24 protein-coding genes and 1 pseudogene are annotated in these 26,131 nt (G+C 41.8%); 2 read left to right on the top strand and 23 right to left on the bottom strand.

Translation table 11 applies throughout. The features are described from left to right. Window positions 1-19 precede the first annotated feature (19 nt). Window positions 20-625, top strand: a complete 606-nt coding sequence (gene recU, locus ABE65_RS12895; protein ID WP_066395574.1) for a Holliday junction resolvase RecU — start codon at window positions 20-22, stop codon at window positions 623-625. A gap of 77 nt (window positions 626-702) precedes the next feature. Continuing rightward, on the top strand, window positions 703-3,336 hold the full coding sequence (locus ABE65_RS12900; RefSeq protein WP_066395577.1) for a transglycosylase domain-containing protein: 2,634 nt from the start codon (window positions 703-705) through the stop codon (window positions 3,334-3,336). An 87-nt stretch (window positions 3,337-3,423) separates the two neighbouring features. Here the strand turns inward: ABE65_RS12900 and ABE65_RS12905 are convergent, their stop codons facing one another. The 23 genes and pseudogenes from ABE65_RS12905 to ABE65_RS13000 form a co-directional block, all read right to left on the bottom strand. After that, window positions 3,424-4,686 (bottom strand): glycosyl hydrolase family 18 protein, encoded by a 1,263-nt coding sequence (locus ABE65_RS12905; RefSeq protein ID WP_066395580.1) that lies wholly within the window; start codon window positions 4,684-4,686, stop codon window positions 3,424-3,426. Between the two features lie 57 nt (window positions 4,687-4,743). Further along, window positions 4,744-5,088 (bottom strand): YpoC family protein, encoded by a 345-nt coding sequence (locus ABE65_RS12910; RefSeq protein WP_066395583.1) that lies wholly within the window; start codon window positions 5,086-5,088, stop codon window positions 4,744-4,746. 78 nt (window positions 5,089-5,166) lie between these two features. Further along, complete coding sequence (locus tag ABE65_RS22235) at window positions 5,167-5,688, bottom strand: peptidoglycan-binding domain-containing protein (RefSeq protein ID WP_231887905.1); 522 nt, start codon at window positions 5,686-5,688, stop codon at window positions 5,167-5,169. 9 nt (window positions 5,689-5,697) lie between these two features. After that, window positions 5,698-6,198: pseudogene (locus ABE65_RS22240) on the bottom strand (N-acetylmuramoyl-L-alanine amidase family protein); the annotation flags it as partial. 407 nt (window positions 6,199-6,605) lie between these two features. Then, on the bottom strand, window positions 6,606-7,277 hold the full coding sequence (gene nth / locus ABE65_RS12920) for an endonuclease III (RefSeq protein ID WP_066395588.1): 672 nt from the start codon (window positions 7,275-7,277) through the stop codon (window positions 6,606-6,608). Between the two features lie 58 nt (window positions 7,278-7,335). Further along, on the bottom strand, window positions 7,336-8,049 hold the full coding sequence (locus tag ABE65_RS12925; protein WP_066395589.1) for a DnaD domain-containing protein: 714 nt from the start codon (window positions 8,047-8,049) through the stop codon (window positions 7,336-7,338). Between the two features lie 328 nt (window positions 8,050-8,377). Next, window positions 8,378-9,670, bottom strand: coding sequence for an asparagine--tRNA ligase (gene asnS / locus ABE65_RS12930; RefSeq protein ID WP_066395592.1), 1,293 nt, complete (start codon window positions 9,668-9,670; stop codon window positions 8,378-8,380). A gap of 75 nt (window positions 9,671-9,745) precedes the next feature. Next, on the bottom strand, window positions 9,746-10,930 hold the full coding sequence (locus ABE65_RS12935) for a pyridoxal phosphate-dependent aminotransferase (protein ID WP_066395595.1): 1,185 nt from the start codon (window positions 10,928-10,930) through the stop codon (window positions 9,746-9,748). Window positions 10,931-10,967: 37 nt separating this feature from the next. Further along, on the bottom strand, window positions 10,968-11,453 hold the full coding sequence (locus ABE65_RS12940; RefSeq protein WP_066395599.1) for a cell wall elongation regulator TseB-like domain-containing protein: 486 nt from the start codon (window positions 11,451-11,453) through the stop codon (window positions 10,968-10,970). Between the two features lie 12 nt (window positions 11,454-11,465). Next, window positions 11,466-11,636, bottom strand: coding sequence for a YpmA family protein (locus ABE65_RS21570; protein WP_082861427.1), 171 nt, complete (start codon window positions 11,634-11,636; stop codon window positions 11,466-11,468). Window positions 11,637-11,833: 197 nt separating this feature from the next. Beyond that, window positions 11,834-14,371, bottom strand: a complete 2,538-nt coding sequence (locus ABE65_RS12945) for a cyanophycinase (RefSeq protein ID WP_066400147.1) — start codon at window positions 14,369-14,371, stop codon at window positions 11,834-11,836. Window positions 14,372-14,650: 279 nt separating this feature from the next. Next, window positions 14,651-14,833 (bottom strand): hypothetical protein, encoded by a 183-nt coding sequence (locus ABE65_RS21900; protein WP_156499179.1) that lies wholly within the window; start codon window positions 14,831-14,833, stop codon window positions 14,651-14,653. Window positions 14,834-15,132: 299 nt separating this feature from the next. Further along, complete coding sequence (dinG, locus tag ABE65_RS12950; protein ID WP_066395602.1) at window positions 15,133-17,940, bottom strand: ATP-dependent DNA helicase DinG; 2,808 nt, start codon at window positions 17,938-17,940, stop codon at window positions 15,133-15,135. Between the two features lie 41 nt (window positions 17,941-17,981). Next, a complete protein-coding gene (panD, locus tag ABE65_RS12955; protein ID WP_066395605.1) occupies window positions 17,982-18,365 on the bottom strand; it encodes an aspartate 1-decarboxylase in 384 nt (127 codons plus the stop codon). Next, the gene (gene panC / locus ABE65_RS12960) at window positions 18,350-19,234 is read right to left on the bottom strand and encodes a pantoate--beta-alanine ligase (RefSeq protein ID WP_066395607.1); all 885 of its coding nucleotides are present in this window, start codon (window positions 19,232-19,234) and stop codon (window positions 18,350-18,352) included. The genes panD and panC overlap by 16 nt, the downstream gene beginning before the upstream one ends. After that, entirely contained in the window at window positions 19,231-20,070 is an 840-nt protein-coding gene (gene panB, locus ABE65_RS12965) for a 3-methyl-2-oxobutanoate hydroxymethyltransferase (RefSeq protein ID WP_066395610.1), read from the bottom strand. Before panB ends, panC begins: the two co-directional genes overlap by 4 nt. 495 nt (window positions 20,071-20,565) lie before the next feature. Next, window positions 20,566-21,552, bottom strand: a complete 987-nt coding sequence (locus ABE65_RS12970) for a biotin--[acetyl-CoA-carboxylase] ligase (protein ID WP_066395613.1) — start codon at window positions 21,550-21,552, stop codon at window positions 20,566-20,568. Further along, window positions 21,540-22,721: a CCA tRNA nucleotidyltransferase gene (locus ABE65_RS12975; RefSeq protein WP_066395615.1), complete on the bottom strand. Its 1,182-nt coding sequence runs from the start codon at window positions 22,719-22,721 to the stop codon at window positions 21,540-21,542. The genes ABE65_RS12970 and ABE65_RS12975 overlap by 13 nt, the downstream gene beginning before the upstream one ends. Continuing rightward, window positions 22,718-23,857, bottom strand: coding sequence for an N-acetyl-alpha-D-glucosaminyl L-malate synthase BshA (gene bshA, locus ABE65_RS12980; RefSeq protein WP_066395616.1), 1,140 nt, complete (start codon window positions 23,855-23,857; stop codon window positions 22,718-22,720). Before bshA ends, ABE65_RS12975 begins: the two co-directional genes overlap by 4 nt. A gap of 11 nt (window positions 23,858-23,868) precedes the next feature. Further along, complete coding sequence (bshB1, locus tag ABE65_RS12985) at window positions 23,869-24,561, bottom strand: bacillithiol biosynthesis deacetylase BshB1 (protein WP_066395618.1); 693 nt, start codon at window positions 24,559-24,561, stop codon at window positions 23,869-23,871. After that, window positions 24,558-24,974 (bottom strand): methylglyoxal synthase, encoded by a 417-nt coding sequence (gene mgsA / locus ABE65_RS12990; protein ID WP_066395621.1) that lies wholly within the window; start codon window positions 24,972-24,974, stop codon window positions 24,558-24,560. Before mgsA ends, bshB1 begins: the two co-directional genes overlap by 4 nt. A gap of 11 nt (window positions 24,975-24,985) precedes the next feature. Then, complete coding sequence (dapB, locus tag ABE65_RS12995) at window positions 24,986-25,789, bottom strand: 4-hydroxy-tetrahydrodipicolinate reductase (protein ID WP_066395622.1); 804 nt, start codon at window positions 25,787-25,789, stop codon at window positions 24,986-24,988. Further along, the gene (locus tag ABE65_RS13000; RefSeq protein ID WP_066395623.1) at window positions 25,782-26,126 is read right to left on the bottom strand and encodes a nucleotide pyrophosphohydrolase; all 345 of its coding nucleotides are present in this window, start codon (window positions 26,124-26,126) and stop codon (window positions 25,782-25,784) included. Before ABE65_RS13000 ends, dapB begins: the two co-directional genes overlap by 8 nt. Between the last annotated feature and the right edge of the window lie 5 nt (window positions 26,127-26,131).

The raw sequence follows: 26,131 nt of genomic DNA on the forward strand, positions 1-26,131 counted from the left end.
GTTGTAAAGGAGATGAATCATGGGTACCTTTCATTATCCGAACGGTAAGAAAGTGACTTCTATCGTGAAAAAACAATCTTCATCTTCTACCAAAAAAGATATCTCGTACAGCAACAGGGGAATGTCGTTAGAAGATGATATCAATCAGAGCAACGAATATTATCTTTTAACCAATCAAGCGATCATCCATAAGAAACCTACTCCGGTCCAGATCGTAAATGTAGAATATCCAAAGCGATCTGCCGCTGTCATTCGAGAAGCATACTTCAAACTTGCTTCCACGACAGATTACAATGGGGTGTATAAAGGAAGATACATTGACTTTGAGGCAAAAGAAACAAAGAATAAGACGAGCTTCCCGTTAAAGAACTTTCATGAACATCAGTTACTTCATATGCGGCACATCTTAGATCATGGTGGGATCTCGTTCGTCATCCTTCGTTTCTCTCAAACAGATGAGAGCTATTTATTCGATAGTTCTCACTTGATCTCGTTTTGGAACGAACAGAAGGAAGGCAGAAAATCGATTCCTAAGGGTGAAATCGAGGAAAAAGGACATTCTATTACTATCGGGTATCAACCTCGGCTTAATTACTTACAGGTGGTAGATTCTGTCTATTTTTAGTCGTTCATAAATTGTCAAATGCCGTCGAATAATTGAACGAGTTCATTTTTTTATGAAGTTGAAAGGTTGGTAAAACAATGTCAAAAGATTACCGAAGCCGTATGGAACGCAGACAGACTAGTGATGCTTCTAAACCGGCAAATAAATCAAAAACAAAAAAACCGAGACGAGGACGTAACTGGAAGAAGACTCTGTTGATCCTTGCTCTTATCTTAGGAGTTTTAGGACTATTAACAGTCGGTGTGATTGCCGCAACTTCTCCTAAATTAGATCCTAAGAAACTAGAAACACCGGTATCCTCTAAGATTATGGATATGAACGACGAAGAAGCAGCACTCGTCGCAGGTGATGAAAAACGGATTCGTGTTAAGATCAACGAAATTCCAGAGCATGTACAAAATGCTTTTATCGCAACAGAAGATGTTCGTTTCCGGGAACATAGCGGTATAGATGTACGACGAATTGCTGGTGCTGCTTTCGCTAACGTAAGAGAAGGATTTGGAGCTGAAGGTGCGAGTACGATCTCTCAACAAGTTATCAAGAATACGGTATTAACGAATGAAAAATCTCTTACGCGTAAGATTCGTGAAGCATACCTTTCTGTTCAACTAGAACAGAAGTATTCTAAAGATCAGATTCTAGAGATGTATCTGAACAAGATCTTTTTTGGTAATCGAGCATTCGGTATTGCTACAGCAGCAAAAGTTTATTTCAACAAAGATGTTTCTGAATTAGAAGTTCAAGAAGCTGCTCTTTTAGCTGGACTACCAAAAGCGCCTAGTTACTACAACCCGCTTGTAAATCCGAAAGAAGCTGAACATCGCCGTAACGTTGTTTTGAATCTGATGGCTCAGCATAAATTCATTACAAAAGAAGAAGCGGAAAAAGCAAAGAGTATTCCAGTAAAAGACATGATCGATGAAGGAAGCTTAAAAACCGAAACACGTCCTTATGATGCTTATATCAAACAAGTAATCGATGATTTAAAAGATATCGAAGGACTTGAAGAAGCAGATATCTACTCATCTGGACTTAAGATCTATACGAACTTAGATCCAAAAGCACAGCAAACGACTGAGGACGTATTAAGAGCTAAATTAGAGAACGAAAACAAGGTTCTTCAATCAGGTGTTGCATTACTTGATACGAAGTCAGGTGCCATTCGTGCAGTAGGAAGTGGGCGCGGAGATGAATTGAGTAACTATTTCTCATCTAAGATCAAGCGTCAGCCTGGTTCTACGATTAAACCGATCTTAGACTATGGTCCTGCCATTGAGAACAAAAAGTGGAACACAGGTTACATCTTGAAAGATGAACCAGTTGAACTGAAAGACATTACGATCAACAACTTTAACGACCGTAACGTTGGCGATATCTCAATGCGTCAAGCGCTCGTTGAATCCAAGAACACGACTGCTGTTCGTGCGTTCCAAGAAGTTGGTGCTGAAGAAGCAACTGATTTTGCTAACAAATTAGGTTTTGATCTAGATCCTGACACGACGTATCCATCTTATGCGATTGGTGGTTTTGAGAAAGGAATCTCCCCTCTTACACTGGCTGGTGCTTATACATCGTTCGGTAACGGAGGAATCTATTCAAAACCGACAACGATCCGTAAGGTCGAATTCCCTGATGGTCGTGTGATCGAAGTGGATTCAGAACCAAAAGCGGCTATGAAAGATTATACCGCTTATATGATCACAGATATGCTGAAAGATGTTATGGATAGAGGTACTGGTCGTGAAGCGAACGTTAGCGGACTTAACTTAGCTGGTAAGACGGGTACGACAAACTATTCTAAAGACGACCGAGATAAATACGGCATCCCTGATGGTGCGACGAAAGATGCTTGGATGGCCGGCTATACACCTAGCTATACAGCTGCTGTATGGACAGGATATGCTGATATGAAAGAAGGTCTCTACTTAAGCGACAATGAAGCGGATTATTCGAAACAGATCTTCCGTGACATCATGAGTGAGTTGGATCATAAGAACAACGACTTTAAGAAACCGAAATCCGTAACAGAAGTTGCGATGGAAAAAGGAACAGGTAAACGTGCAAGTGAGTTCACACCTGATTCTGAGAAGATCATCGAGCTTTTCGTTAAAGGAACGGACCTTCCTGGTATCAGTGATAGCTATGAAAAGCCTTCTTCGATCGAAGGGCTTGAAGCGAAGTACAAGGAAGATAAGAACGAGATCGAAGTTAAATGGAAATATGGTAAGAAAAAAGGTGTAACCTTTAGAGTTCTCGCAAGCTATAACGACGGACCGATGCAGGAACGTGCAACGATCAACGATACGAAATTCGTTGTTCCATCACCTGCTCCTGGTAAATATTCGTTCCAAGTCATTGCGATCGACAGTGAGAACAACACAGAAAGTGAACCTGCAGGAACATCGATTACGATCGAAGGCCCTCAAGGTGAAGAACCGCCACCTACAGAAGGTGAAGGCGAACAACCAGGTACTCCTCCAGGTCAAGAACCTGGAACAGAGCCACCTGCAGAAGGTGAACCGGGTACTCCTCCAGATCAAGGAGGCGGCGAAGGCGAACCAGGTACTCCTCCGGGTCAAGAGCCTGGAAGCGAGCCACCTACAGAAGGTGAGCCTGGTACTACGACACCTACACCTCCTGGGCAAAACGGAGGCAGACAACAAAATGGAAACGGTGGAGGTGGAGGCCTCGTCCCTCCTCTCAACCCATAAAGATAAAAAGATCCGTCAGCACATTTTGCTGACGGATCTTTTTTGTTCTTTTTATCAAGTGAAATTTACTGCTACTCAACTGAACACCTATTGAATGTTGTAGCGATCAAGCAGATAGTTCCAAAATACAGGATAACCAAATGATAGATTCCAAAAGCTCACACCGGCAAAGCCGTACTGATCGACCACATCAAATTTTGCTCTCATACTTCGCAGATCTTCAAACCATACGACGTGCTCTTTCTTCTGTTTATCCCAATACCGGTAATACGGAGCTTCATCTTTTCTCGAGTATTTAATAGCAGCTTGCCGCTTGCCTGCTAGCTGAGTGGCTTGAACCGGATTCAATGCTTTTGCAAACTCACCACCGGGTTTATAAGGTAACGTCCAATCATAGCCATACAGATTGATGCCCATGAGGATTTTCTTCGGATCGATCACGCTCACTGCATAGTCGAGCACTTTTTTAACAGAAGGAAGTGGACTAACAGCCATCGGCGGTCCTCCGCTATATCCCCACTCGTACGTCATCAGAATCACATAATCGACGATCTCACCGTGAGCTTTATAGTCATGAGATTCGTACCATTCACCTTGTTGTGTGCCCGAAATCTTAGGTGCTACAGCAGTCATGACAACGTAATTCTCTTGATGCATCTTCTTTGTGAGCGTTCTTAAAAACTGATTGTATGCTTCTTTGTTTTGTTTACCTAAGTACTCAAAGTCCACCGAGATCCCTTCGTATCCTTTTTGCTTCATGATACGTAACGACTCGTTTATCACTTTATCAGTTATCTCTTTATTCGTTAGAATCTCTGTTCCCACTTCTTCACTGAACTCGCCGTCTTTTATGTTCGTGATGGCCATGATTGGGCGCACGTTTCTATTTTTTGCATCTTTTAAGAACTCAGTGTCATTCAGTGGTTTGAATATGCCTTTCTCGTTCACTTCATAGCTAAAAAGCGTGATATACGTGAGCGCTCTAGCAGCCGCATCAAAATTGGCTTGAGCTTTCGGATTTGGTTCTGCAAACGCGTTCGTCACGATTGTTTTCTTCGTACGCTCTGGAACGTTCAGTTGCGTTCCTGGCCGCAGGTTGCTGTCCGTTAAACCAGGATTCGCCTGTTGCAGCTCTGCGACAGATACACCGATCCGGTTTCCGATCTCTTCTAATGAATCACCAGGCTGAACGGTATACGTAAAAGGTGTTGGAATAAAGAGTGTCTGTCCTACTGTTAGTACGTCTTTTTCTGACAGTCGATTAACCGTAGCAAGCTCCTGCCACGGCAATTTATAGTACTGCGACAGCCTCCAAAGAGAATCGCCTCGTTTCACCACATGAATCTGCATGATACCCCTCCTAAAAAAACGTCTCATGTCATCATCATATGTCCAAGTGTCTTGTCCTTATGTACCGTGCTTTTTTAGTATGACACTTTTCTTTTCCCATTCCGAAAATAACGCACTGAGCTGTATGTACGATTGATAGTGATCTGGCTGATCTTCAATGAACGAAAGCCTCTCGATCACGTTCACAGGCAAGTGCTGAAATCCTTTTAGATCGCTTTTGTAATTCGAAAGATCATTAGGTTGTCCTCCATTTACGAGATAGATCGTTTTCAAGTACTGTTGAAAAAAATACACCATCGGTTTCTTCGCACTTTTTCTATCCCGATTTTTAAAGTGATGTGCGATTTCCTCCGATTTTTCTTTCCACTCTGTAAAAATGTTCTCTGCTGTATTCTCACTCATCTATTTTAGCCTCCATTTGTAGACAACAAAAAAGAGCTTATCAAAAGATAATCTCTTATCTAAAGTTATTGTACCTCTTTAAAACAGGGTATTCCAAGTGGCTTGTCCAACGATTCCGTCCACAGTGAGCCCTTTTCTTTTTTGATAAGCTTTTACGGCAGATTCTGTTTGTGGACCAAAGTTACCATCTGCTGCAATACTTAATGCACGCTGAATTCTGCTAACGTTTGCCCTGTCCGTTGAACCTCTCTTAATAACATAACCTGGGTAAGGAACGACAGCACTTCCGTTCGAGTTAGTTGGTATTGGTGCTACCGGTTTAGTTGGTTTTGTAGATGGTTTTAACACAACATCCAATTTTTTTATTGTGTTTGGTCCTGCAACACCATCAACCGCTAGTTTATATTTGTTTTGGAATGCTCTTACCGCTTTCTCTGTATTCGGACCGTAAATTCCATCCGCCAGAAGTGTGTATCCTGCACGTTTTAGTTTGTTCTGCAGATCGAGAACTCTTTGACCTGTACTTCCATTCTTTAATACGGTATTGCTTGTACCGGGTGTTGGTTGAGGTGTTGGTGTAGGAATTGCTTGATTGGAAATGGAACTCTCAACATCTTTTAAGAACCGATCGAATGTGATGCCATAACGATTCAAAGCGTTATCAGGGTCTGTTCTTCGGCCAGGATCTAATTGTTTATGACTCGCGATCTTCTCTTTTGGTCTCCAGTTGTATCTTTTACAAAGATAACCCCAGAACCAGACGTAACGTTTATACGCTTCTTGAAAATTGATTCCCCCACCCCAGCAGAGTTCCACACCGATTGCGGCATCATTTGACTCTCGACCAAAACGGACGTTGTCCAACCTTGTTCCATACTGAACATGATACGCTTTTTCATCGAGCGGAATGATCACTAGGATCTCTTTATCATCAATAAAAACATGTGCGCTCGCACTCGGCTGTTGATTGTTAAAATAGTTTCGGTTGCTTCTGGCCGAAGTTCCTGGATTTCCTGTATCATGAGCTACTCCAAAGAATGGCCCGTCCAACTTCGTACCGGGTCTTGCATTACCTAACTTGATATAGTCATATGTGATTGAATATGACACGAAAACATCACTCCCTTTCTATAACGTATGTAGAAAGAGAGAAAATGCTTGTACATATGGGGTCTTTGTGCAGATTTTGAAATGTTTTGTAGGTAATTCTGTGCAGAATTTTTGTTATTAAGTTTAGATGGAAGCATTAAACAGTTGATTGTAGGTTGGCACGTATACCTCCATCCGTATATATGAGAGCAATTCAAGAAATGAACTCAATAATCCTTGAAATATTGTTTATAATACGGCGAGATTGGACGATAATACGACGAGTTTTCACTTTATATCAGCGAGTCGACAAATCACGACATCCTCACCTCACTAAATACCCCCTATGAGTGCCGAATATTATACACCCTCTACCAAGAGTCTAAGGCAAAAGAAAAAACCGTAACTCCATCAGTTACGGTTTCAAGCTATCTTTTCTGAGTCAGCTTTTTCTCTTTTTGGTTCATCCGCTTCTTACCTTCTCGGCAGATGGAGAGAAGTGGACACTCTGGGCAGTTTGGATTTTGTGCTTTGCAGTGATATCTGCCAAAGAAGATCAGACGGTGATGAGTTGCGCCCCATAATGATTTTGGAATCTTCTTCATCAGTGTTTCTTCTACCTGCAGAACAGAGTCTTTCCATTTACAGATACCAAGCCTTTTCGAAACCCGTTCAACATGCGTATCGACCGCAATCGCAGGAACATCATAAGCGACAGATACGACAACGTTTGCCGTTTTTCGTCCTACGCCAGGCAGTTTCGTCAGTTCATCTCGATCTTTTGGTATCTCGCCACCGTACTCGTTGATCACGAGCTCACTCAGTTTTTGGATGTTCTTTGCCTTGTTTCGGTATAATCCGATCGACCGGATATCGTCCTGCAGCTCTTCTATCGTAACGTTCAGATAATCTTGCGGTGTTTTATATTTTTCAAAAAGCTTCGGTGTTACTTTGTTAACGAGCGCATCTGTACATTGCGCTGACAGAAGCACCGCGATTGTCAGCTCGAACGGGTTCGAGTGGTGAAGTTCGCAATGAGCGTCTGGAAACATGTCCTCGATCTGCTCTAAACAAAATTGAATCTGTGCTTTGTTTAACACGTTTACGTGACCTCCTGTTATAAAAAAGAAAGACCCTAGTATAAGGCCATTTCATGTTTTATGATTCCAGCCAGTTGTATTGGGGACGCTTGATGCCTGAGTCGTTCCTTGGTTGCTCTTGTTTCCCCGTTCTTTGTAGCTGTCTGACTCTAAATTTTTCACCATACGTTTTAGCTGCTTCTGGACTTATAATGCCGTTTTTCTTCCACTCGAATAAAATACGATCAATATAACGGAAGTTCAGCTTCCCAGATAAAACAGACTCTTTTAATGCTGTTAGAATCAACTCTGGAGACTGTTGATCCTCGTCCATCCAGATCTTAAGTGTTTCAAGTTCCATCGGAGATAAAGGACGGCCGAACTCTTTTTCGAATCGGACGAATACGTTCTGTTCCTGGTGCTCCTTATGTACCTCTTTTTTAACCTGCTCTTCTTCTTTCAAACTTTGAAGAAGTCTGTTCCAAAGGGGCTGAAGCGTATAAGCTTCAAAATAGACGCCTTTTTCCTTATCTTCGAACTGATCCATACCGAGTACACCTCTGCCGATTAACGTCCTCAGCATAGCAGACACTTCATCACTCGAAGCGGACATTCGTTCAGATAGCTCGACAGGTGTCGGAAAGTAGTTTCCTGATTCTATAAAAACATGAAGCTGTATAAACAACATGCATTCGTTGTCTGATAGACCGATCTGTTTGTACGTTTTGATTAACATATTAGGGATGCTGACTGATCCTTCAGCCATCCATCGTTCAAATAAATTACCGTTCATCACTAAAACACCTCTTGAAACATTATAGCATATAAAACTAGGTTTTTTATTTTCACTGTACTGGTGAATGTTGAGAAAAAAAGTAGTTTTTGAGCGTGATGAGCATATGCTAGTCGCTTGTCGAAATTTGCAGAACCGCCTTTATTTACTTTTTTTGACTTAATTGGTTCCGATTTTGACTTAATTTTTTCATTTTAGACTCAATCGCATCCAAGTACGACTTAATTCTTCCTCAAAACGACTTAATTTCACGTTTTCCACACTTTCTACACCCTCGAAAACAAAAAAAAATCTCCCCGCATAACAGGGAGATTTTTAAATTTATTAATTAAGGATACAAACGGTTCAATAGACGTGGGAATGGAATCGTTTCACGAACGTGCTCCGCTCCAGAGATCCAAGCTACTGTACGCTCTAATCCAAGACCGAATCCTGAATGTGGAACGCTTCCGTATTTTCTAAGTTCTAGATACCATTTGTAGGCATCGTCCGTTAACCCGTGCTCTTCATAACGCTGTTCCATTAATGCTAGGTCATCGATACGCTGACTTCCACCGATGATCTCTCCGTATCCTTCTGGAGCGATCAGGTCTGCACATAGTACAACATCTTCACGGTTAGGGTCTGGCTTCATGTAGAACGCTTTGATGTCTTTCGGATAGTTCGTTATGAAAACAGGCTTGTCGAAGCTTTCCGCGATCGCTGTTTCGTGCGGCGCACCGAAGTCGTCTCCCCACTCAATATCGTCAAACCCTTTTTCTTTTAGCATCTTGATCGCATCGTCATAAGAAACACGAGGGAAAGGCGCTTTTACGTTCTCTAACTTAGAGATATCGCGTCCAAGTGTCTTTAGCTCGTTCTCACAGCGTGTGATCACAGATTGAACGATGTGTGAGATGAACTGTTCTTGAATTTCAAGTGATTCTTCGTGTTCCACGAATGCCATCTCAGGTTCGATCATCCAGAACTCGATCAAGTGACGACGAGTCTTTGATTTCTCTGCACGGAACGTCGGCCCGAACGAGTATACTTTTCCAAGTGCCATCGCTGCCGCTTCCATGTAGAGTTGTCCACTTTGTGAAAGATACGCATCTTCTTCAAAGTACTTCGTGTGGAACAATGAAGTCGTTCCTTCAGCAGAACTTCCTGTAAGGATCGGAGGATCTACTTTTGCAAAGTCGTTGTTGTAGAAGAACTCGTTCACTGCATGAATAATCTCGTTACGAATCTTTAAGATCGCGTGCTGACGCTTAGAACGGATCCAAAGGTGACGGTGATCCATCAAGAACTCTGTTCCGTGTTCTTTCGGTGTGATCGGGTAGTCTACCGCTTGATGAAGCACTTCAACATCTGTTACTTCAAGTTCTACACCTAGAGCTGAACGCTCGTCCTCTTTAACCATACCCGTTACATAAAGACTGGACTCTTGCGTAAGTCCTTTTGCTTTTGCAAAGATCTCATCGCCTACTTCACTCTTAACAACAACTCCTTGTACGAATCCAGATCCATCACGAAGCTGTAAGAAAGCGATCTTACCTGAAGAACGCTTATTAGAGAGCCAAGCACCGATCTTTACGGTCTTGCCTACGTGTTCACTAAGCTTATTAATCGTTGTTTTCACTACATGTACCTCCACTGTACGTTATCAATATCTACCAAAAAAAATTATGAAGGAGAACTTTCTAAAAATCAATCATTACTTCTGTTTTGAGTTGATAAAACGTTCGATGCGATCTAAAGCTTCCATGATCGTATCAAGGCTCGTTGCATAAGAAAGTCTCACGTTATTAGGCGCACCGAATCCTGAACCTGGTACTAATGCTACTTTTTCTTCTTCTAAAAGAGCTTCTACCCACTCATCAACAGAGTTAAATCCTGTCATGCTAACCGCTTCTGTTGCGTTCGGGAACAGATAGAACGCTCCGTTCGGTTTCACACAAGTGATGCCAGGAATCGTGATCAGACGGTCGTACACTTTGTTCATACGTTCTTCAAACGCTTTGCGCATCTCTTCAACAGGCTCTTGTGTGCCGTTATAGGCTGCAAGTGCACCGTGCTGAGATGTTGTTGTTGGGTTCGATGTACTATGGCTGTCTAAGTTCGTCATTGCTTTAATGATCTTAGCGTCACCTGCTGCAAAACCGATTCTCCAGCCTGTCATCGCATGTGATTTAGACAAACCATTGATGATGATTGTTTGCTTTTTCAGCTCTGGTGAAAGCTCTGCAATTGATGTATGTTTCACTCCGCCGTAAACGAGTTTTTCATAGATTTCATCAGAAACGATTAAGATATCATTCTCAAGACACACTTCACCAATCGCGCGCAGCTCTTCTGCTGAATAAAGCGATCCTGTCGGGTTGCTTGGAGAGTTCAATACAAGTGCTTTCGTTTGTTCAGTGATTGCTTTTTTAAGATCTTCTGCTGTGATCTTGAATCCATTCTCTTCTTTTCCTTCCAAGTAAACTGGCGTACCGTCAGCGAGTTTCACTTGTTCAGGATAGCTCACCCAATATGGTATCGGGATGATCACTTCGTCTCCTTCATCAAGGATCGCTTGAAACAGAGAGTACAACGAATGTTTTGCTCCTGTACTTACAATGATCTCAGACGGTTCGTACGTTAACCCTTGATCTTGCTTCAGCTTGTTCACGATCGCTTTTTTTAGTGACAAAAGACCGCCAGAAGCTGTATATTTCGTGTGTCCTTCTTTCATAGACTCATAAGCCGCTTCAATAATATGTATCGGTGTATTAAAGTCAGGTTCACCTGCACCAAGTGCGATTACATCGTGCCCGTCTGCCTTTAATTGGTTTGCCTTTGCTGTGATTGCGAGAGTTGTTGAAGGAGTTAATGCCTCCACACGTTTTGCAAGCTTCATACTACTAAATCCCTCCACGTTTTTATTCATCTGATTTCTATTGATCTGATTCTTTCAGACGATAGATTTCGTATCGCTCACCACTTTCAAAATAGCCGTAAAAGTAGGTGTAACGGTCCTTCGTGTCATAATAGACTACTTCCCATAATGGAATGTCGTCTTCCATACCGAGACGGCTGTCGACGATCGTCTTTGCATCATGGTTCTGTTTCACATAATTCAGGATCTGTTTCTCTGAAAGTCCATCTTTCGCGTTCAAAGAGGTGACCTTTTTGTCTTTATCGACCCAAACGATCTTGTTTGTGCCTTTTTTGTTCTTACCTTCTACTACATAATACGTCTCATTCTTATAAAAGTGATCCACATTTGTAATAGAAACGAGGTCCTCTTCTTTCTTTGCGATCTCAACCGCTTCTGCTTCTTTCTTAGCGGGCTTTGCTTGAACACCATTAAACAGATAATAAGCTTGCCAGCTTGCTAAGATTAGAATGCCAATAACAACAAGTATCCACTTTTTTCCCATATTTAAGCCTTCCTATGTGCGATAGATCGTAAAAATCATCTTATTTTTATTATCGTCATCTAACGCGAGCCCAAACATTAAATCTTGATGCTTTAATGTTTTGTTCAGTTCAGATACTACTTTATACAAGTCACTCGACTTGTCCACCTTTAGCGTCGAAAGAACTTCAATTTTGCTTTCCACGGTTCTTCCTCCTCTTACATCAATCTTTTCCTTGTTTACTATAGCAGAAAATCGGTGAAAAAGGTACTTTAGAATCCTTTAATAAGAAGGAAAAATGACTTTGTTTATGCTTACTTTGTAAACTAGCTTCCTAAATCAAGAGGTAAACAAAAATAAACCGACCAGATATAAAATATGGTCGGTCACAAATGGAAATATCATTTTTTTGAATTGATTTTTACATTTACCGGAGTTATATCAAGAATAACATTCACGAACGAATAATCATCTTTCTGCCCGTCCGTATATCCCCAATAACCTTCTGTTTCTTCGATCTTACGAAAGTTCAACTCAAATCCCCTTCCGTTATTAAAGCTGTAGCTTTTTACACTCTCCGCTCCAGCATTATCAACTAAATTATAAGAGATGAATTTGTTTAACACGCTGTGACCACTCAATACACCTGAATGAGGCGGGACAATATGTTCGTAATACTCGTAGCCTTTCGTGCTTTCTTTCTTCTCATTAATGATTATGTTCTTCGTTCTTAGATCGAGGATGTCTCCTTGATTGATCCAAGATAGTTTAATATTCTTAAATTGACTTTGACCAAAATCTGGACTTCTTAGCTGTTGAGACAGATCGACTAACGTTACGCCTCCTCTTCCAACAACTTCAGCTTTTTTATCTTCGTTATATATGACAAGAGCCGTGTCCTCATCTATACCATATGATAAATTCTTAGGTTCACCTTTTTCATCTGCTACCGCGATCAAGCGTCCAAGACGTGCTTTCTTATCAAAGTGCTGATCAATGATGCCGTGTTCAAAAAAACCGAGCCCTCGTTCTAGATAACCTGGTCCTCCCTCTTGCTGCAGCATTCCGTCATACGTATTCGTAAATCCGGATGCTAGTGTATCATGACTGCCTCCACCGGCAATCATTACATCACTCATTATTGCTGCCCCAGCACTCGTTCCACCAAGCACTGCCCCGTTTCTATACGATTTCCAAATCGCGTTCAATACTTTTGAATTTGTTCCGTTCTTGTTCAATAACGAATCTGTAATCTTTGTCTGATCTCCGCCTACAAACCAAACCGCATCTAGTCTCTCAACATTCTTTGCAAGTTCTTGATCGTTCTTATTTAAATCAGCCCATTTTGATTCATCTTCCGGTGTTTTTTTGTCGTCAGTTACAGCGAGAGGAAGTATCTCAATATTCTCTGGTGACATCCCGTATCGGACGAGGTCTTCTTTAAATGCCTTAGATGAAACTAAACTAGAGCTTGCAGCAGGTATGATTCCGACTCTGGAATCTTCTTTTTGTTTAGCAAGATCAATGAACTTTTTATACACGTCCTGATTACTGCTTCCTAAAGCACCTCCAGCAATCAACAGGTTTCCTTTAACCGGTTCTGAGCGATCGATGACTGGAGGGATAAATGAAGACTTTTTGTACTCAGTGAATGCATTTGCATTCTTTTTGAAACTTACCTTTTTAGGAGCTACATCAAAAGCAACGTTTGTAAAAGAATAGTCGTCTTTTTGTCCGTCTTTATAACCCCAATAGCCTTTTGTGTTTTCCGTTTTTCTAAAAGTAAGCTGAAATCCTTCCCCTTTAGAATCGTACAAATAACTTTTCACAGCATTCGTTGTCGTATTATCAATCAGGGAATACGAGAGATATTCTTTCAACCTTCCATAAGAAGTAAAAACTCCTGTTGCATCAAGCGGTTTGAATTCGTAATACTCATATTCGTTCGTCTCATCTTTATGATCGCTTATGAAAAATTCTTTAGTAGAAACATTCAAAGTATCACCTGAAACGAGATGGCTGATATAAACATCTTGAAAATGAGCACTATCAGAATCAATCACCTTCGTTTTGCTAACATCAACAACAGATACGCCGCTTCTTCCGACTATCTTTACTGTTTGTTGTTTGTTGTTCACGATAAGAGCTGTATCTTCATCTACACCATAAGCAAATTGATTCCTCGTTTTCTCTTTTAGTGCCGTCATTACCAGTCTCCCAAGACGTGCACGTTCATCAAAATGCTGATCTACAATGCCATACTTAAAGAATCCGAGCCCTTTTTCAATATGCAATGGTTCGTATTCTTCACCTGATTTTAGGTTATTCTTCATAACAAACTCTTTGTTTAGTGCGCCTAAGCTGTCACCACCGGTAATCATCACATCGCTCATGATGGCTGCACCAGCACTCGTTCCTCCAAGGACACCACCTTCCTTATACATCTTCCAAATCGCGTCTAATGCTTTCGTCCGATGGCCGTTCGGTTTTACTAATGTATCTGTAATTCGCAGCTGATCTCCACCAACAAACCAGATCGCGCTATAATTCTCAATCTTGTTTGCTATTCGTTTCCTGTTTGCGTTTTTTCTCCATTTGGATTCATCTTCTGATGTACCGCTGAAATCTTGATTTGCTAGAGGAACGATCTCGATCTGATGCTCATGTAACCCATATGTAATGAGATCTTTTTTAAAGCTTTGGGAAGATTTTAAGGAACTACTTGCTGCAGGTATGATTCCAATTTTGGCCTCTTTCTTACCACCTGCTAAACTGATAAATTCGTTATATACTTCCTTATTGCTACTCCCTAGAGCTCCTCCGGCAATCACAAGGTTTCCTTTCCAATCATCCTTTTTCTTAGCAAAACTTATTGATGAGGTAGTTAGTGATAAGCCAAGCGTCATAGCCAACGTTACAGACATCCATTTTTTGTTCAAGGATTCTTTCTCCTCCATTCATAGAACTCTCTTCAAAAAAGCTACTTCTACAAGAGAATCTATAATATTTTTTGAAAATTCATTTTATTTTATGCAAGATACATGCCAAAGAGGGAAAGCTTGTCTATCAATAAAAAGCAGTGAGCCAAGTTTGTTTGGTTATTATTAGGAACATATAAAGAACCAAAAAACGCCCTAAAAAATCAGAAACGTAACTATTTGGTTTCAAAAAGAAAATCATCTCTAGTAGAAAGAGATGATTGCTTTTAAAGTTAATGCCTACAAATATTTTTTAAAGCCTCTACTAACAGAACCATCAAAGCCTTCTCGTTCAAAGAACTGATGAGCTCTGTCTCGCTTTAAACTACTCAAAAGCATGATTCTGTGACAGTCGATCGAACGGCAATAAGATTGTTTGTTATGAAAGCTGTTGACTTCCGCTTCAGGTTGCTCGCTTTCCATGGGGCGAACGGTGAGCTTCTTGTCTAGTTGCAGTGACTAGCCCCTCGAGGTCAAAAGTTAAACGGTCAAGAAGGCAAAGTGCGCCGTCCTCGCCCATTTCCCTTTTGCTTGTCGGGGCTGAACGAGTCACTACCTCTTTTCGGACTGCCGCTTTGCGCCATTAGGAGTCTCCACCTGACCGCTCGTCCCATAGGAGTCGGCAACCTTACGCTACATTCAACTTTTCAATGAAGAAACAAGTAAGAATCTCAATCAACAATAAAAAAAGAAGAAGCAAAAAATCTGCTTCTTCTTTCATCTTATTCCATCCAATCATCCAGTTCTGACACGAGTTCATCGATCGGTTTGATCGATACCGGAAGCTTTGGCAGAGATTGAATGAAGGATTTTCCGTATCTTGTTTCGATCATTCTTCGGTCGAACACGAACACGGCTCCTTTATCTCGACTGCTTCTTACTAATCGTCCGAACCCTTGCTTAAAGCGGATGATCGCTTGCGGAAGGGAAAGGTCATAGAACGGATTTCCGCCTTCTGCTTTTAATTTCTCGCTTTTCGCGGCCATCACAGGCTGATCAGGTGGTGTGAAGGGCAGTCGGATGATCACGAGGCAAGAAAGATCGTCACCCGGGATATCGATTCCCTCCCAAAAACTGTTCGTCCCAAACAGGATGCTGTTATCAAAACGCTGGAAGTTCTTTGTAAGACGCGCCCGGCTTCCTGAATCTACACCTTGGGCGATCAACACGAACTCTTCAGCATCCATCAAGCTTTTGAACGCTCCATGTGTCTCTCTCAACATCTCGTACGAAGTGAACAGAACGAGCATGCGTCCTTTCGTTACTTTTGCGATCTCGTACAGAGAAGACGAGATTTTTTTAACGAACGTTTTCTGATCCACCTCGTTAATGAGCGGAATATCAGTTGGTACCATCAGCTTCGCTTGTTGTTCATATTGAAATGGTGAAGGCAGCTGTGCACTGATCGGACCAAAGTCTAATAGTCCAAGTCTCTCACTCAAATAACGGAAACTGTTCTTTACACTCATCGTCGCAGAAGTGAGCACGACCGAGCTCTTCTTACCAAAGAACTTATCAGCTAGAATCTGATCGATCTCAACCGGCTTCGCGTAGAGTGTAACCGCGTGCCTCGGACCTTTTGATTCTGCTTCCATCCAGTACACTTCTTCCGATAACGGGCAAGACAATAAATGATGAAGATCTGTCATCTCGTCTTGCAGATCGTTTAAGATGCCTTCTAGATCGACTAAGAATCCTTTTTGCTGAACCGTTAAATGTTCTTCGTACTGATCAAAGCTCTTTAACACACGTTTAGCAGGTTTCACAAGATCACCCATAAACTGACGCGCGCGTGCTTCCATCTCTAGAACCGGTTCCCAAGCGGCAGCTTCAATATCCTGTTTTGTATAACGAAGCGTTAATTTCGTTAACTCTGTAGATCGAGATGATTTGGCTTTTTTTAGACAGATGTTCTTAATTTGCTTGAAAATCTCATCAAGCTCATTCTTCACATCAGAGAAGAGTGTATCCCAATTGGCAAGATGATGTTCGTATTTTGGAACTTCAAGAAGATCACAAATCTCCCTAAACGTATTCATCATGCCGTCTCCATCCGTCTGCGATAAACGGTCTAGAAGCTTAACAAATGAAAAATAATCGGTCTCTTTTCCAAAATGGTCACTTACGACTTCTTCTACGTGATGAGCCTCGTCTAAGACGACTTCTTTATAAGCGGGCAGCAGTTGATTTTCAGACTTTAAGTCCGTGAACAACAACGCATGGTTCGTGATCACAAGATCAGATTCATGTGCTGCTCTTCGCTGCTTATGATAATAACATCTGGAGAACCAAGGACATCTATGATTCAAGCAAGAATTGGCATCACTTTTGACCGTGTTCCAAAACAGCTTTCCGCCTGACGCCATCGAAAGTTCTTCTACATCCCCCGTCTCCGTTTCTGTGAGCCAGACGATGAGTTGCGCTTTTGTAAAGTTCATATCATAGTTGTCATCGTGATGATCCATCAGCGTATGTTCAAATTTTCTTAAACATAGATAATGATTTCTTCCTTTAAGAAGAGTCGCTGTAAAATCAAACGGCATGATCCTCTTTAAGAGAGGAACATCGCGTTCTAACAGCTGTTGCTGCAGCTGGACTGTGTGTGTGGAAACGACAAGTGGACGGTCTTTTTCCTTCGCATGTCGTATACCCGGTATGAGATAACCGAGTGATTTTCCTACACCGGTTCCCGCCTCAATCACAAGGTGCTGATTCGTATGAAGCGCCTCGTCCACGAGTTCGACCATTCTCTGCTGACTTTTTCGCACTTCATAATGCTGCATATGCTGCTGAAGCTGATCATGAACTTCTTCGTCTTTAAACTCTGTAAAATCATCATCTGAAGATTGTACAAAATCCGGTCTCTTTTTAAGAGCGAGTTTACGATAAAAATCATATGTCTCTTCATCTGCTAAAAAAGCTGACTTCTCCGCGATCATATCCCCTACGATGCTTTCTAATGAACTCTGAAGTTTCTTTAGAAAAGGTGTGAGCCTCTCAAGTGTTGCGAGTGGAAGATTTTCTAGCTTTTCTAGTAGATGAATCAAAAGTCTCGCCGTTACTTCTGCATCACTATCAGCTTGATGGGGGTTAAGGTGTTCTAACCCTAAATAATCGGCAAGCATCCCTAGCTGGTAGCCGTCTGCTCCTAAAAGAAGCATTCTTGACATCTCAACCGTATCGATCAGCGGCATGGATAGTCTGGAATAGCCAGCATGGTCGAGTTCACCTTGCAGAAACGAATAATCAAACATCACATTATGGGCAACAAAATAAGCCCCTTCTAACATCTGAAGGAGCTTTGGTGCCACTTCTTCAAACAACGGGGCATCTTTCACCATTTCATCGTTGATGCCCGTCAATTGCTCAATAAATGGGGGGATGGGAACGCCTGGCTGGATGAACGTCGAGAATCTTTCCGTTATCTGTCCTGCCTCTACGGCGACCGCACCGATCTGGATAATTCGGTCTCCTTTTGCTGCTGAATTTCCTGTTGTTTCAAAATCGATAACGACAAATCGCCGTGTCATAGCCTTCACCTCATTCCCCTGTGGCTGGTTTATATATGGAATTAATAAATAGTAGCCTCAGGTTCAACTCCGAGCATCTCTTGTACACGATTGTTCTTATCCATGATCGCAACTTTCGGTACATGATGTCTTGCTTCGGTCTCATCATACATTCCGTAGGAAATAACAATAACAACATCCCCTTCTTGCACGAGACGTGCTGCAGCGCCATTTAAGCACATAACACCAGATCCTCGTTTACCAGGGATAATATACGTTTCAAAACGCGCACCATTATTATTATTTACAATCTGAACTTTTTCGTTTGGAATCATATCAACAGCATCTAAAATATCTTCATCGATCGTGATGCTGCCAACATAGTTTAAATTGGATTCAGTCACCGTAGCACGGTGGATCTTGCCTTTCATTAACGTACGGAACATGTTTCTTCCTCGCTTTCTGGTCTACATAAAATGTTGTCTAAGATGACATTATCAATCAAACGGGCATTGCTAAATTTTACAGCTACAGCAATGATCAATCTTTTCGATTGGGGTGTAGGAGGAAGAAGTTCAGGATACGAAAGAATCTTGCAATAATCAACAACACCGCTCGTATGTTCCTCCAAGTATTTTATCATCTTTTGTTCGGTCTCACCACTATCACCCTCTAAAAGCCATTTTTCCGCTTTTATAAGAGATGCATTCAGATGCACCGCCTCTTGTCTTTCCCTATCATTCAAATAAACGTTTCTAGAACTCATCGCAAGACCGTCAACCTCACGCTTTGTCTCACACCCGATCACGTTTATCGGGAAGTTAAAGTCTTCAACAAGCCCTTCGATCACAGCCACTTGTTGCGCATCTTTCAATCCAAAATAAGCGTAGTCGGGAGAAACGATATGAAAAAGCTTCGTTAATACTGTCGCCACTCCGTCAAAGTGCCCTACTCGACTTTCTCCGCATAGCGCATCCACTCGTTTGTTTACAGAAACCGTAACGACGGATTCTTTTGGGTACATCTCTTTCGTATCTGGGAAAAACAACACATCTGCTCCCGCTTTTAATGCCAACTTTTCGTCACGCTCTAGGTCACGAGGGTATCTGTCAAAATCTTCGTTCGGACCGAATTGCAGCGGATTAACAAAGATGCTGACAACGATCACATCAGATTCTTTTTTCGCGCGTTCGATCAGAGATAGATGACCGTCATGCAGATAACCCATCGTAGGTACAAATCCTATCACTTTTCCCGCTCTTTTTTCTTCAGCGATCAGTTTTTGCATGTCTTTTATAGAATTGATCTGTTTCACGATTGAACTCCTCCGTACAGAGAATGAAGCGTTTCAGCCTTCATATTAAAGCTGTGACTTTCTTCTGGAAACTGCTGTGTTCTTACGTCTTCTTTATATTTTAAAAGTCCCTCGACCATGACATCCTTCACGTTTCCATATGTTTTCACAAACTTTGGTACATGGTGAAAACCGTAGCCGATCATATCATGGTAGACGAGGACCTGCCCGTCTGTATGTTTACCTGCACCGATTCCGATAACAGGAATTCTTAATTTTTTTGTTACGATCTCAGCCAGCTGTTGCGGAACGCATTCTAAAACGATAGCGAACGCTCCAGCTTTTTCAAGCAACAAACTCTCTTCGATCAGTCGTTCTGCATCTCTTTCTTCTTTTCCTTGAACACCATAACCACCCATCACACCTACCATCTGAGGTGTAAGACCAAGGTGTCCCATGACAGGAACGCCTGCATCCGTCAATCTTTCAACGGTCTGAACGATCTTCTTTCCGCCTTCTACTTTGACTGCTGATGCACCGCTTTCTTGAAGAATTCTTCGTGCGTTATTGAGCGTCTCATCGATCGAACCGTGATACGTCATAAACGGCATATCCGTCACGATAAACGTGTTCGGAGCGCCGCGCTTTACCGCTTTTGTATGATGGATCATATCTTCCATCGTCACGGGAATCGTTGAATCATACCCAAGTACGACCATGCCAAGAGAATCTCCGACTAACAAAAGATCCATCTCCGCTTTTTCACAGATCACGGCAGTAGGGTAATCATAAGCCGTTACCATCGTGATCTTTTCGCCATCACTCTTCATCTTAAGAAAACTTTTCGTCGTTTTCATTATAAAGCCTCCCTGTTTTTGGTTTGACTTTTTCCATAGCATACAATGTTGTTTTCGATGTCTTTTGATAGGTTCTTTCTCAATGGTTATTGCTTTATGAACCTAACCTAAGTCATCACAGCAAGTTGATTGAAGCGCAAGGTGCGAGACTCCTGCGGGACGAGCGGTCAGGTGAGACCCTTAATGGCGCGAAGCGGCAAGGGGCTCACCGGTCGTCCCGCGGAAAGCGAGCAACCTGGAGCGAAAATCAACATCTCTCAAAAGCAACATTGCATAACAGAAAAATGCCTCTAACAGGGCCAGAAGTGCAAAAAACCTTCTTTCCAATAGAGGAAGAAGGCATAGGAAAAAATCCTAGACTTTTATTGTTTGCTCCCTCTGTCCCGGTCCTAAATTTGGATCTAGGCAGATATAAGGTTTGTGGTTAAAACTAGACAAGATTAGTGCAGTTCCACTCGGATACCGCCTACAACATTATTTTATCACGGACTTTCCTTAAGTAGAAGGAAATTCGATATCAGCTGAATAGATGGAGTGTACAACGCCATGATCGTCTTCTAAGAGCAGTACACCTTCTTCAGTGATTCCTTTTGCATAACCTGTGATCGCTCCTGTTATCGATCTCGCTGTGATTCGTTTTCCTAAACTGAACGCACGAGATTCCCATAGCAGCTTGATCATGCCAAAACCGTTCTCCAAATATTGTTGGTATAGGGTTTCGATCTCTTGAAGAAGCACGCCCACCACTTCAGCTCGCTTGTATGTTTGTCCGCCTTCAATGGCTAGACTTGTAGCGATCTCCGCGATTTCATCAGAAAAGTGGTTTCTTTCTTGGTTCACATTAATCCCAATGCCGACAATGACCGAATGGATAGAGTCAGCTTCAGCTTGAAGTTCTGTTAAGATCCCAGCTGATTTTTTACCGCTGATCAAAATATCGTTCGGCCATTTGATCGCTGCTTCGATGCCTGATACTTTTTCGATCGCTTTTGACACAGCTACCGCTATTAGCAATGTTAGCTGAGGAGCTTTTTGAAGAGGAATGTTAGGTTTTAAGATCAAGCTCATCCAAACTCCTGTTCCTTTAGGAGATTGCCACGCTCTTCCTAACCTTCCTCTCCCACCGGTCTGTTCGTCAGCAAGTACGATGCTTCCTTCAACCTCACCATCTCTAGCAAGAGCATGTGCGATCTCTTGTGTACTATTTACTGATTCTCTGTATGTGATCTTCTTACCGAATGTGCCGTTACCTGTATATAACGAAACTTCTTCTGCGGTTACCGCATCTGGTGACGTGATCAGTCGGTATCCTCTCTTTTGAACCGCTTCAATCGTATAGCCGCTCTTACGAAGTTCAGAAATGTGTTTCCAGATCGCTGTTCTTGAACAATCTAGTCTGTTTGAGATCTCTTGACCTGAAACAAACTCTCCTTCTTGCTCTGTAAGCATGTGCAACAATGCTTCTTTCATCATGGCTCCCACCTTTTTACCCAATCCTTTAGTGCAGCTGTGTCGAGTGATAGTTCTCCCTCAACGATTTCTTTTTCCATCTCTTCTAGGAGCTTACCTAACCATACACCTGGCTCACGTTGCGTAATCTTTAACAAATCCTGGCCATCTAGCGGAATATCTTTTCTTGAGATGATCGGAATCTCGCTATGTAGCTCATGAAGTCGTTCCTTCACGTGAGCATAATCTTTCTTTTCTATCGCACTTTTTAACGTGATGCTTGATAATGCGACCTCTAAGCCATAGCAATACAAATCCATCTTGCTCCAAGATTCAATTTCAAAAGCAATTTTTAATATCTCAACTTTTTTAATCATGTGATTAGGAAGTTTCCAACTTTTCAAGAATGATCTAACATCACTCACAACAGATAATAACAGGATCGCTGTCCATCTCTGGTCATCGGAAATTAACTTGTTCCACTCAAACTTTTGATAGCTATCGTTTGTCTTTTCTTGCAACGTAGTAGGCAAATACTCCAGTACAGATGTTTTCTTCATAAATTGTAGAACTTTACCCGGTTGTTCACCTTGCAGCAACTTGATAAATTCGATCGCAATTCGTTCTGTAGAGATACGCTTCAGTAAATGTGCTTTATCTTTGATCGCATTGATGGTCTTACTTTCGATCGTCATGTCAAATACACTCATAAACCGCCACGCTCTCATGATCCGTAGTGGATCTTCTGAAAAGCGCAGATTCGGATCTCCAACCGTTCGAATCTGTTTATGCTCTAGGTCATCTCGGCCTCCAAAATGATCGATCAACTGAAAAGAAGTATCCATCGCCATCGCATTGAAGGTGAAATCTCTTCTAGAGAGATCTTCTTTCAGGTCATCGACAAACCACACGTTTGACGGTCTTCTATAATCCTTATACTCATCTTCTTTTCTAAACGTTGTAACTTCATAAGACACAGAGTCGTGTCTCACGATAACCGTTCCATGTTCAATACCGACCGGAATGGTCTTTGGAAAAATCCTCTGGACATCTTCGGGTCTAGCAGAACTCGCAATATCGATATCTTTAATGTGACGGTGAAGCAAAAGGTCTCGTACACAACCTCCAACAAAATAAGCGCTGTATCCTTTTTCTTCTAACCTCTTTAATACCGGTAGAGCGTTTTCGAACATCTCGTTCATACCGAATGATCCTCTAATAATGAATAATAGATATCTTCATAGATCGAGACGATTTTGTCGGATAAGAAGTTCTCTTTTACATGTCTAACAGAATTTTCCCGGAACGTCATTAATTTTTCTTCATCCTGTAACAGAGCTATCGCTTTTTCTGCTACTGTTTCTGGACACCCCAGCTCGACCATATAACCAGTCTCGCCATCAACGATCACCTCTGGAATTCCACCGATATTGGTTCCGATAACAGGTACGCCGCATGCCATCGCTTCTAGCAGCACGAGTCCAAAACTTTCTTTTTCAGACAAAAGGAGCTTCAGGTCACAGATCGAGAACAATTCGCCCACATTCTCTTGTTTACCTAAGAACAACACATCATCTTCAATATCCAGCTCACGCACGAGTTCACACGCAGTCGTTAGTTCTGGACCGTTTCCGATCAATAACAGCTTTGAAGTAAGTTCTTTTCGGATTAAGGCGAACGACTTGATCACATCTTCTAACCTTTTTACTTTTCTAAAATTAGAGATATGAACGATGACTTTTTCGTTTTCATGAATTCCGTATGTTTCTCTTAGCTCAGCATTGTTGCTTCTTCTGTAATACACTCTTTCGTCTACAAAGTTATGTACAGGAATGATCTCTTTGTTGATATTCAACAGCTCTAACGTATCTGCTTTCAGTTGATGAGAAACCGAAGTTACTACATCTGATTTCTCGATGCCGAACTTGATCATTTCACTTAGTGAAGGATCGTAGCCAAGTACCGTAATATCCGTTCCATGTAAAGTAGTGACGATCTTCATCTCATCGTTTAGCATCTGTTTCGCTAATACCGCACATACCGCATGAGGCACCGCGTAATGAACGTGAAGAAGATCAAGCTTTTCTCGTTTTGCCACTTCTGCCATCTTGCTCGCTAAAGCTAGATCATAAGGCGGATATTTAAACACAGAATAATGGTTCACTTCTACTTCATGAAAGAAGATGTTCGGATAAAATTTTCCTAGACGAAAAGGAACACTTGATGTAATAAAATGAATCTCGTGTCCTTTTTCTGCTAATAGTTTTCCTAGTTCTGTCGCAACCACCCCTGATCCGCCTACAGTTGGATAACAGGTGATGCCGATTTTTAACGTCATAGACTTTCTCCTTATAGATGGTTAGTTATATACGTTTGTTCTGGAATGAATCCTTCTGCATAACTGACACCTGCTTCAAGACCAAACAGTTTGTCACGAGATTCGACTCTTTCGATATAACCATTCGTAAGCGGTGTATCGATACTATCCACTGTTTTCACAAACTGAGATGGATACGCGCTCAACGCCTCAATCTTTGCTTTGTAAGATCCTGTTACATCGACAAAGAGCTGTGGTCTCTCTGCACTGTTGATCATGTAATAAAAAATATTTTTTACTTTGTGTGCAGGCAGATGATTCGGGTCTTGAATATTTATAATACCCGCAGAAAAGACCGCTTCTTTTACAAGACGTGCGCAGTTTCCGTGATCTGGATGACGATCGACCCAATAGGGCGCGAACACATATTGAGGTTTGTGTTCACGAATAACGGAAACGAGCTCTAGGATATATTCTTCTTTCATATAAAGTCCTCGATCAGGCAACTGTAGGTTATTTCTTGTGTTAACTCCTAAAATCCCAGCTGCTCTTTCTGCCTCTTTTTTTCTGATGTCTACGGTACCGTTCGATGATAATTCTGCTTCTGTTAAGTCGCAGATGATCACGTCACGGCCCCTATCTGTTTCTGCTTTAATCGTAGCTCCCATGCCGATCTCAACATCATCGGAATGAGCGCCAAAGGCCAACCAGCTTTCAACGGTCATTTTTTGTCTGACTCTCTTTCATCTATTATTTTTCTCCAATCCAGATCTCCTCGTTCGAGTGAACGAATAAAAAGTTCTGCTGAAGCCACGTTTGTTGCGAGCGGAATCTGATACACATCACATAGACGCATCAAAGCTGAAACATCAGGCTCATGAGGCTGTGCAGTCAACGGATCTCTGAAAAACAAGACAAGATCAAGATCGTTCTCTGCGATCAATGCTCCGATCTGCTGATCTCCACCTAATGGTCCCGATTGAAAACGTTTGATATCAAGCCCGGTGGCTTCATTTATTTTAAATCCTGTTGTTCCTGTTGCAAACAACGTGTGATGCTTTAGAATCGGTGCGTATGCAACGGTAAAGTTGATCATATCGTTCTTTTTCTTATCGTGCGCAATAAGAGCTATTTTCATAGTATCCCCTCTTATTCCATAATATTTTCAAGGCCGTATACAAGACCTTCAATGTTCATTACACTTTCTACTGCAAGGCGAACGCCTGGCATGAATGACGTTCTGTTCATCGAATCGTGACGGATCGTTAATACTTGACCCTCTCCTCCGAAAATAACTTCTTGGTGAGCGACCAGTCCAGGTAATCTTACACTATGAATACGAATCCCTTCTAGTTCAGCGCCTCGTGCTCCTTTAAGATCTTCCTTTTCATCCGGATGACCTTGTTTCTTTTCCTCTCTCACTTCTGTGATCAATTGTGCGGTTTTTAATGCCGTACCTGACGGCGCATCTAGCTTTTGATCATGATGCTTTTCAATGATCTCGATATCCGGTAGATATTTCGCTGCCATTTGGGAAAATTTCATCATTAAAATTGCACCGATCGCAAAGTTTGGCGCGATGATAGCACCTGTTTGTTTTTCTTCAGCAAGAGCTTTAAGACGCTCTAAGTCTTCATTTGAAAAACCGGTTGTTCCAATTACCGTGCGCAGACCTTTGTTAAGTGCTAACTCAAGGTGTTTTTTGCCGATATCTGGACGCGTAAGATCGACAACCACATCTGCTTCAATAGAAGCAAGACAGTTTTCCATATCATCATATACAGGTGCTTCTAAAGACTGAGGTGCACCTAAAAGATCTTTTACTTGAAGTCCATCATTTTTTGAATCTACAGCTGCCACAAGTTCAAAATGAGAAGTATCCTCGATCATCTTCAACGCTTCTTGCCCCATTTTTCCTCGTGGTCCTGCAAGTATGATACGAATATTATTCATGTGTCGTCTCTCCCTCTTTTTTTGTCCATCTATCTTTGTCGCGAGTTTCAAACTTATTCATAACGGTCTTTAACGCATCATCCAGATCTATATTTAATGAATTTGCAAGACAGATCAAAACGAAGAACATATCTCCAAGTTCTTCTTCCACCGTCTTCTTATCCTCTGTTGATTTTTTCGGTTTCTCACCATAGTGATGGTTCACTTCACGAGCAAGTTCACCTAGTTCTTCTGTTAATCGTGCAAGCATAGCTAAAGGACTGAAATAGCCTTCTTTAAACTGTGATATGTATTGATCTACAACGTCCTGACTCTCTTTTAATGTACGATTGGCCATGATGT

This window comes from Fictibacillus phosphorivorans, from assembly GCF_001629705.1.
In the GTDB taxonomy this organism is placed as follows: domain Bacteria; phylum Bacillota; class Bacilli; order Bacillales; family Fictibacillaceae; genus Fictibacillus; species Fictibacillus phosphorivorans_A.

Bases quoted from the DNA above. Each gene is read 5' to 3' on its own strand.
- recU (WP_066395574.1), top strand. From the start codon at position 20: ATGGGTACCTTTCATTATCCGAACGGTAAGAAAGTGACTTCTATCGTG.
- ABE65_RS12900 (WP_066395577.1), top strand. From the start codon at position 703: ATGTCAAAAGATTACCGAAGCCGTATGGAACGCAGACAGACTAGTGAT.
- ABE65_RS12905 (WP_066395580.1), bottom strand. From the start codon at position 4,686: ATGCAGATTCATGTGGTGAAACGAGGCGATTCTCTTTGGAGGCTGTCG.
- ABE65_RS12910 (WP_066395583.1), bottom strand. From the start codon at position 5,088: ATGAGTGAGAATACAGCAGAGAACATTTTTACAGAGTGGAAAGAAAAA.
- ABE65_RS12925 (WP_066395589.1), bottom strand. From the start codon at position 8,049: ATGAACGGTAATTTATTTGAACGATGGATGGCTGAAGGATCAGTCAGC.
- ABE65_RS12935 (WP_066395595.1), bottom strand. From the start codon at position 10,930: ATGAAGCTTGCAAAACGTGTGGAGGCATTAACTCCTTCAACAACTCTC.
- ABE65_RS12940 (WP_066395599.1), bottom strand. From the start codon at position 11,453: ATGGGAAAAAAGTGGATACTTGTTGTTATTGGCATTCTAATCTTAGCA.
- ABE65_RS21900 (WP_156499179.1), bottom strand. From the start codon at position 14,833: ATGGAAAGCGAGCAACCTGAAGCGGAAGTCAACAGCTTTCATAACAAA.
- dinG (WP_066395602.1), bottom strand. From the start codon at position 17,940: ATGACACGGCGATTTGTCGTTATCGATTTTGAAACAACAGGAAATTCA.
- panD (WP_066395605.1), bottom strand. From the start codon at position 18,365: ATGTTCCGTACGTTAATGAAAGGCAAGATCCACCGTGCTACGGTGACT.
- panB (WP_066395610.1), bottom strand. From the start codon at position 20,070: ATGAAAACGACGAAAAGTTTTCTTAAGATGAAGAGTGATGGCGAAAAG.
- ABE65_RS12975 (WP_066395615.1), bottom strand. From the start codon at position 22,721: ATGAACGAGATGTTCGAAAACGCTCTACCGGTATTAAAGAGGTTAGAA.
- bshA (WP_066395616.1), bottom strand. From the start codon at position 23,857: ATGACGTTAAAAATCGGCATCACCTGTTATCCAACTGTAGGCGGATCA.
- bshB1 (WP_066395618.1), bottom strand. From the start codon at position 24,561: ATGACCGTTGAAAGCTGGTTGGCCTTTGGCGCTCATTCCGATGATGTT.
- mgsA (WP_066395621.1), bottom strand. From the start codon at position 24,974: ATGAAAATAGCTCTTATTGCGCACGATAAGAAAAAGAACGATATGATC.
- dapB (WP_066395622.1), bottom strand. From the start codon at position 25,789: ATGAATAATATTCGTATCATACTTGCAGGACCACGAGGAAAAATGGGG.
- ABE65_RS13000 (WP_066395623.1), bottom strand. From the start codon at position 26,126: ATGGCCAATCGTACATTAAAAGAGAGTCAGGACGTTGTAGATCAATAC.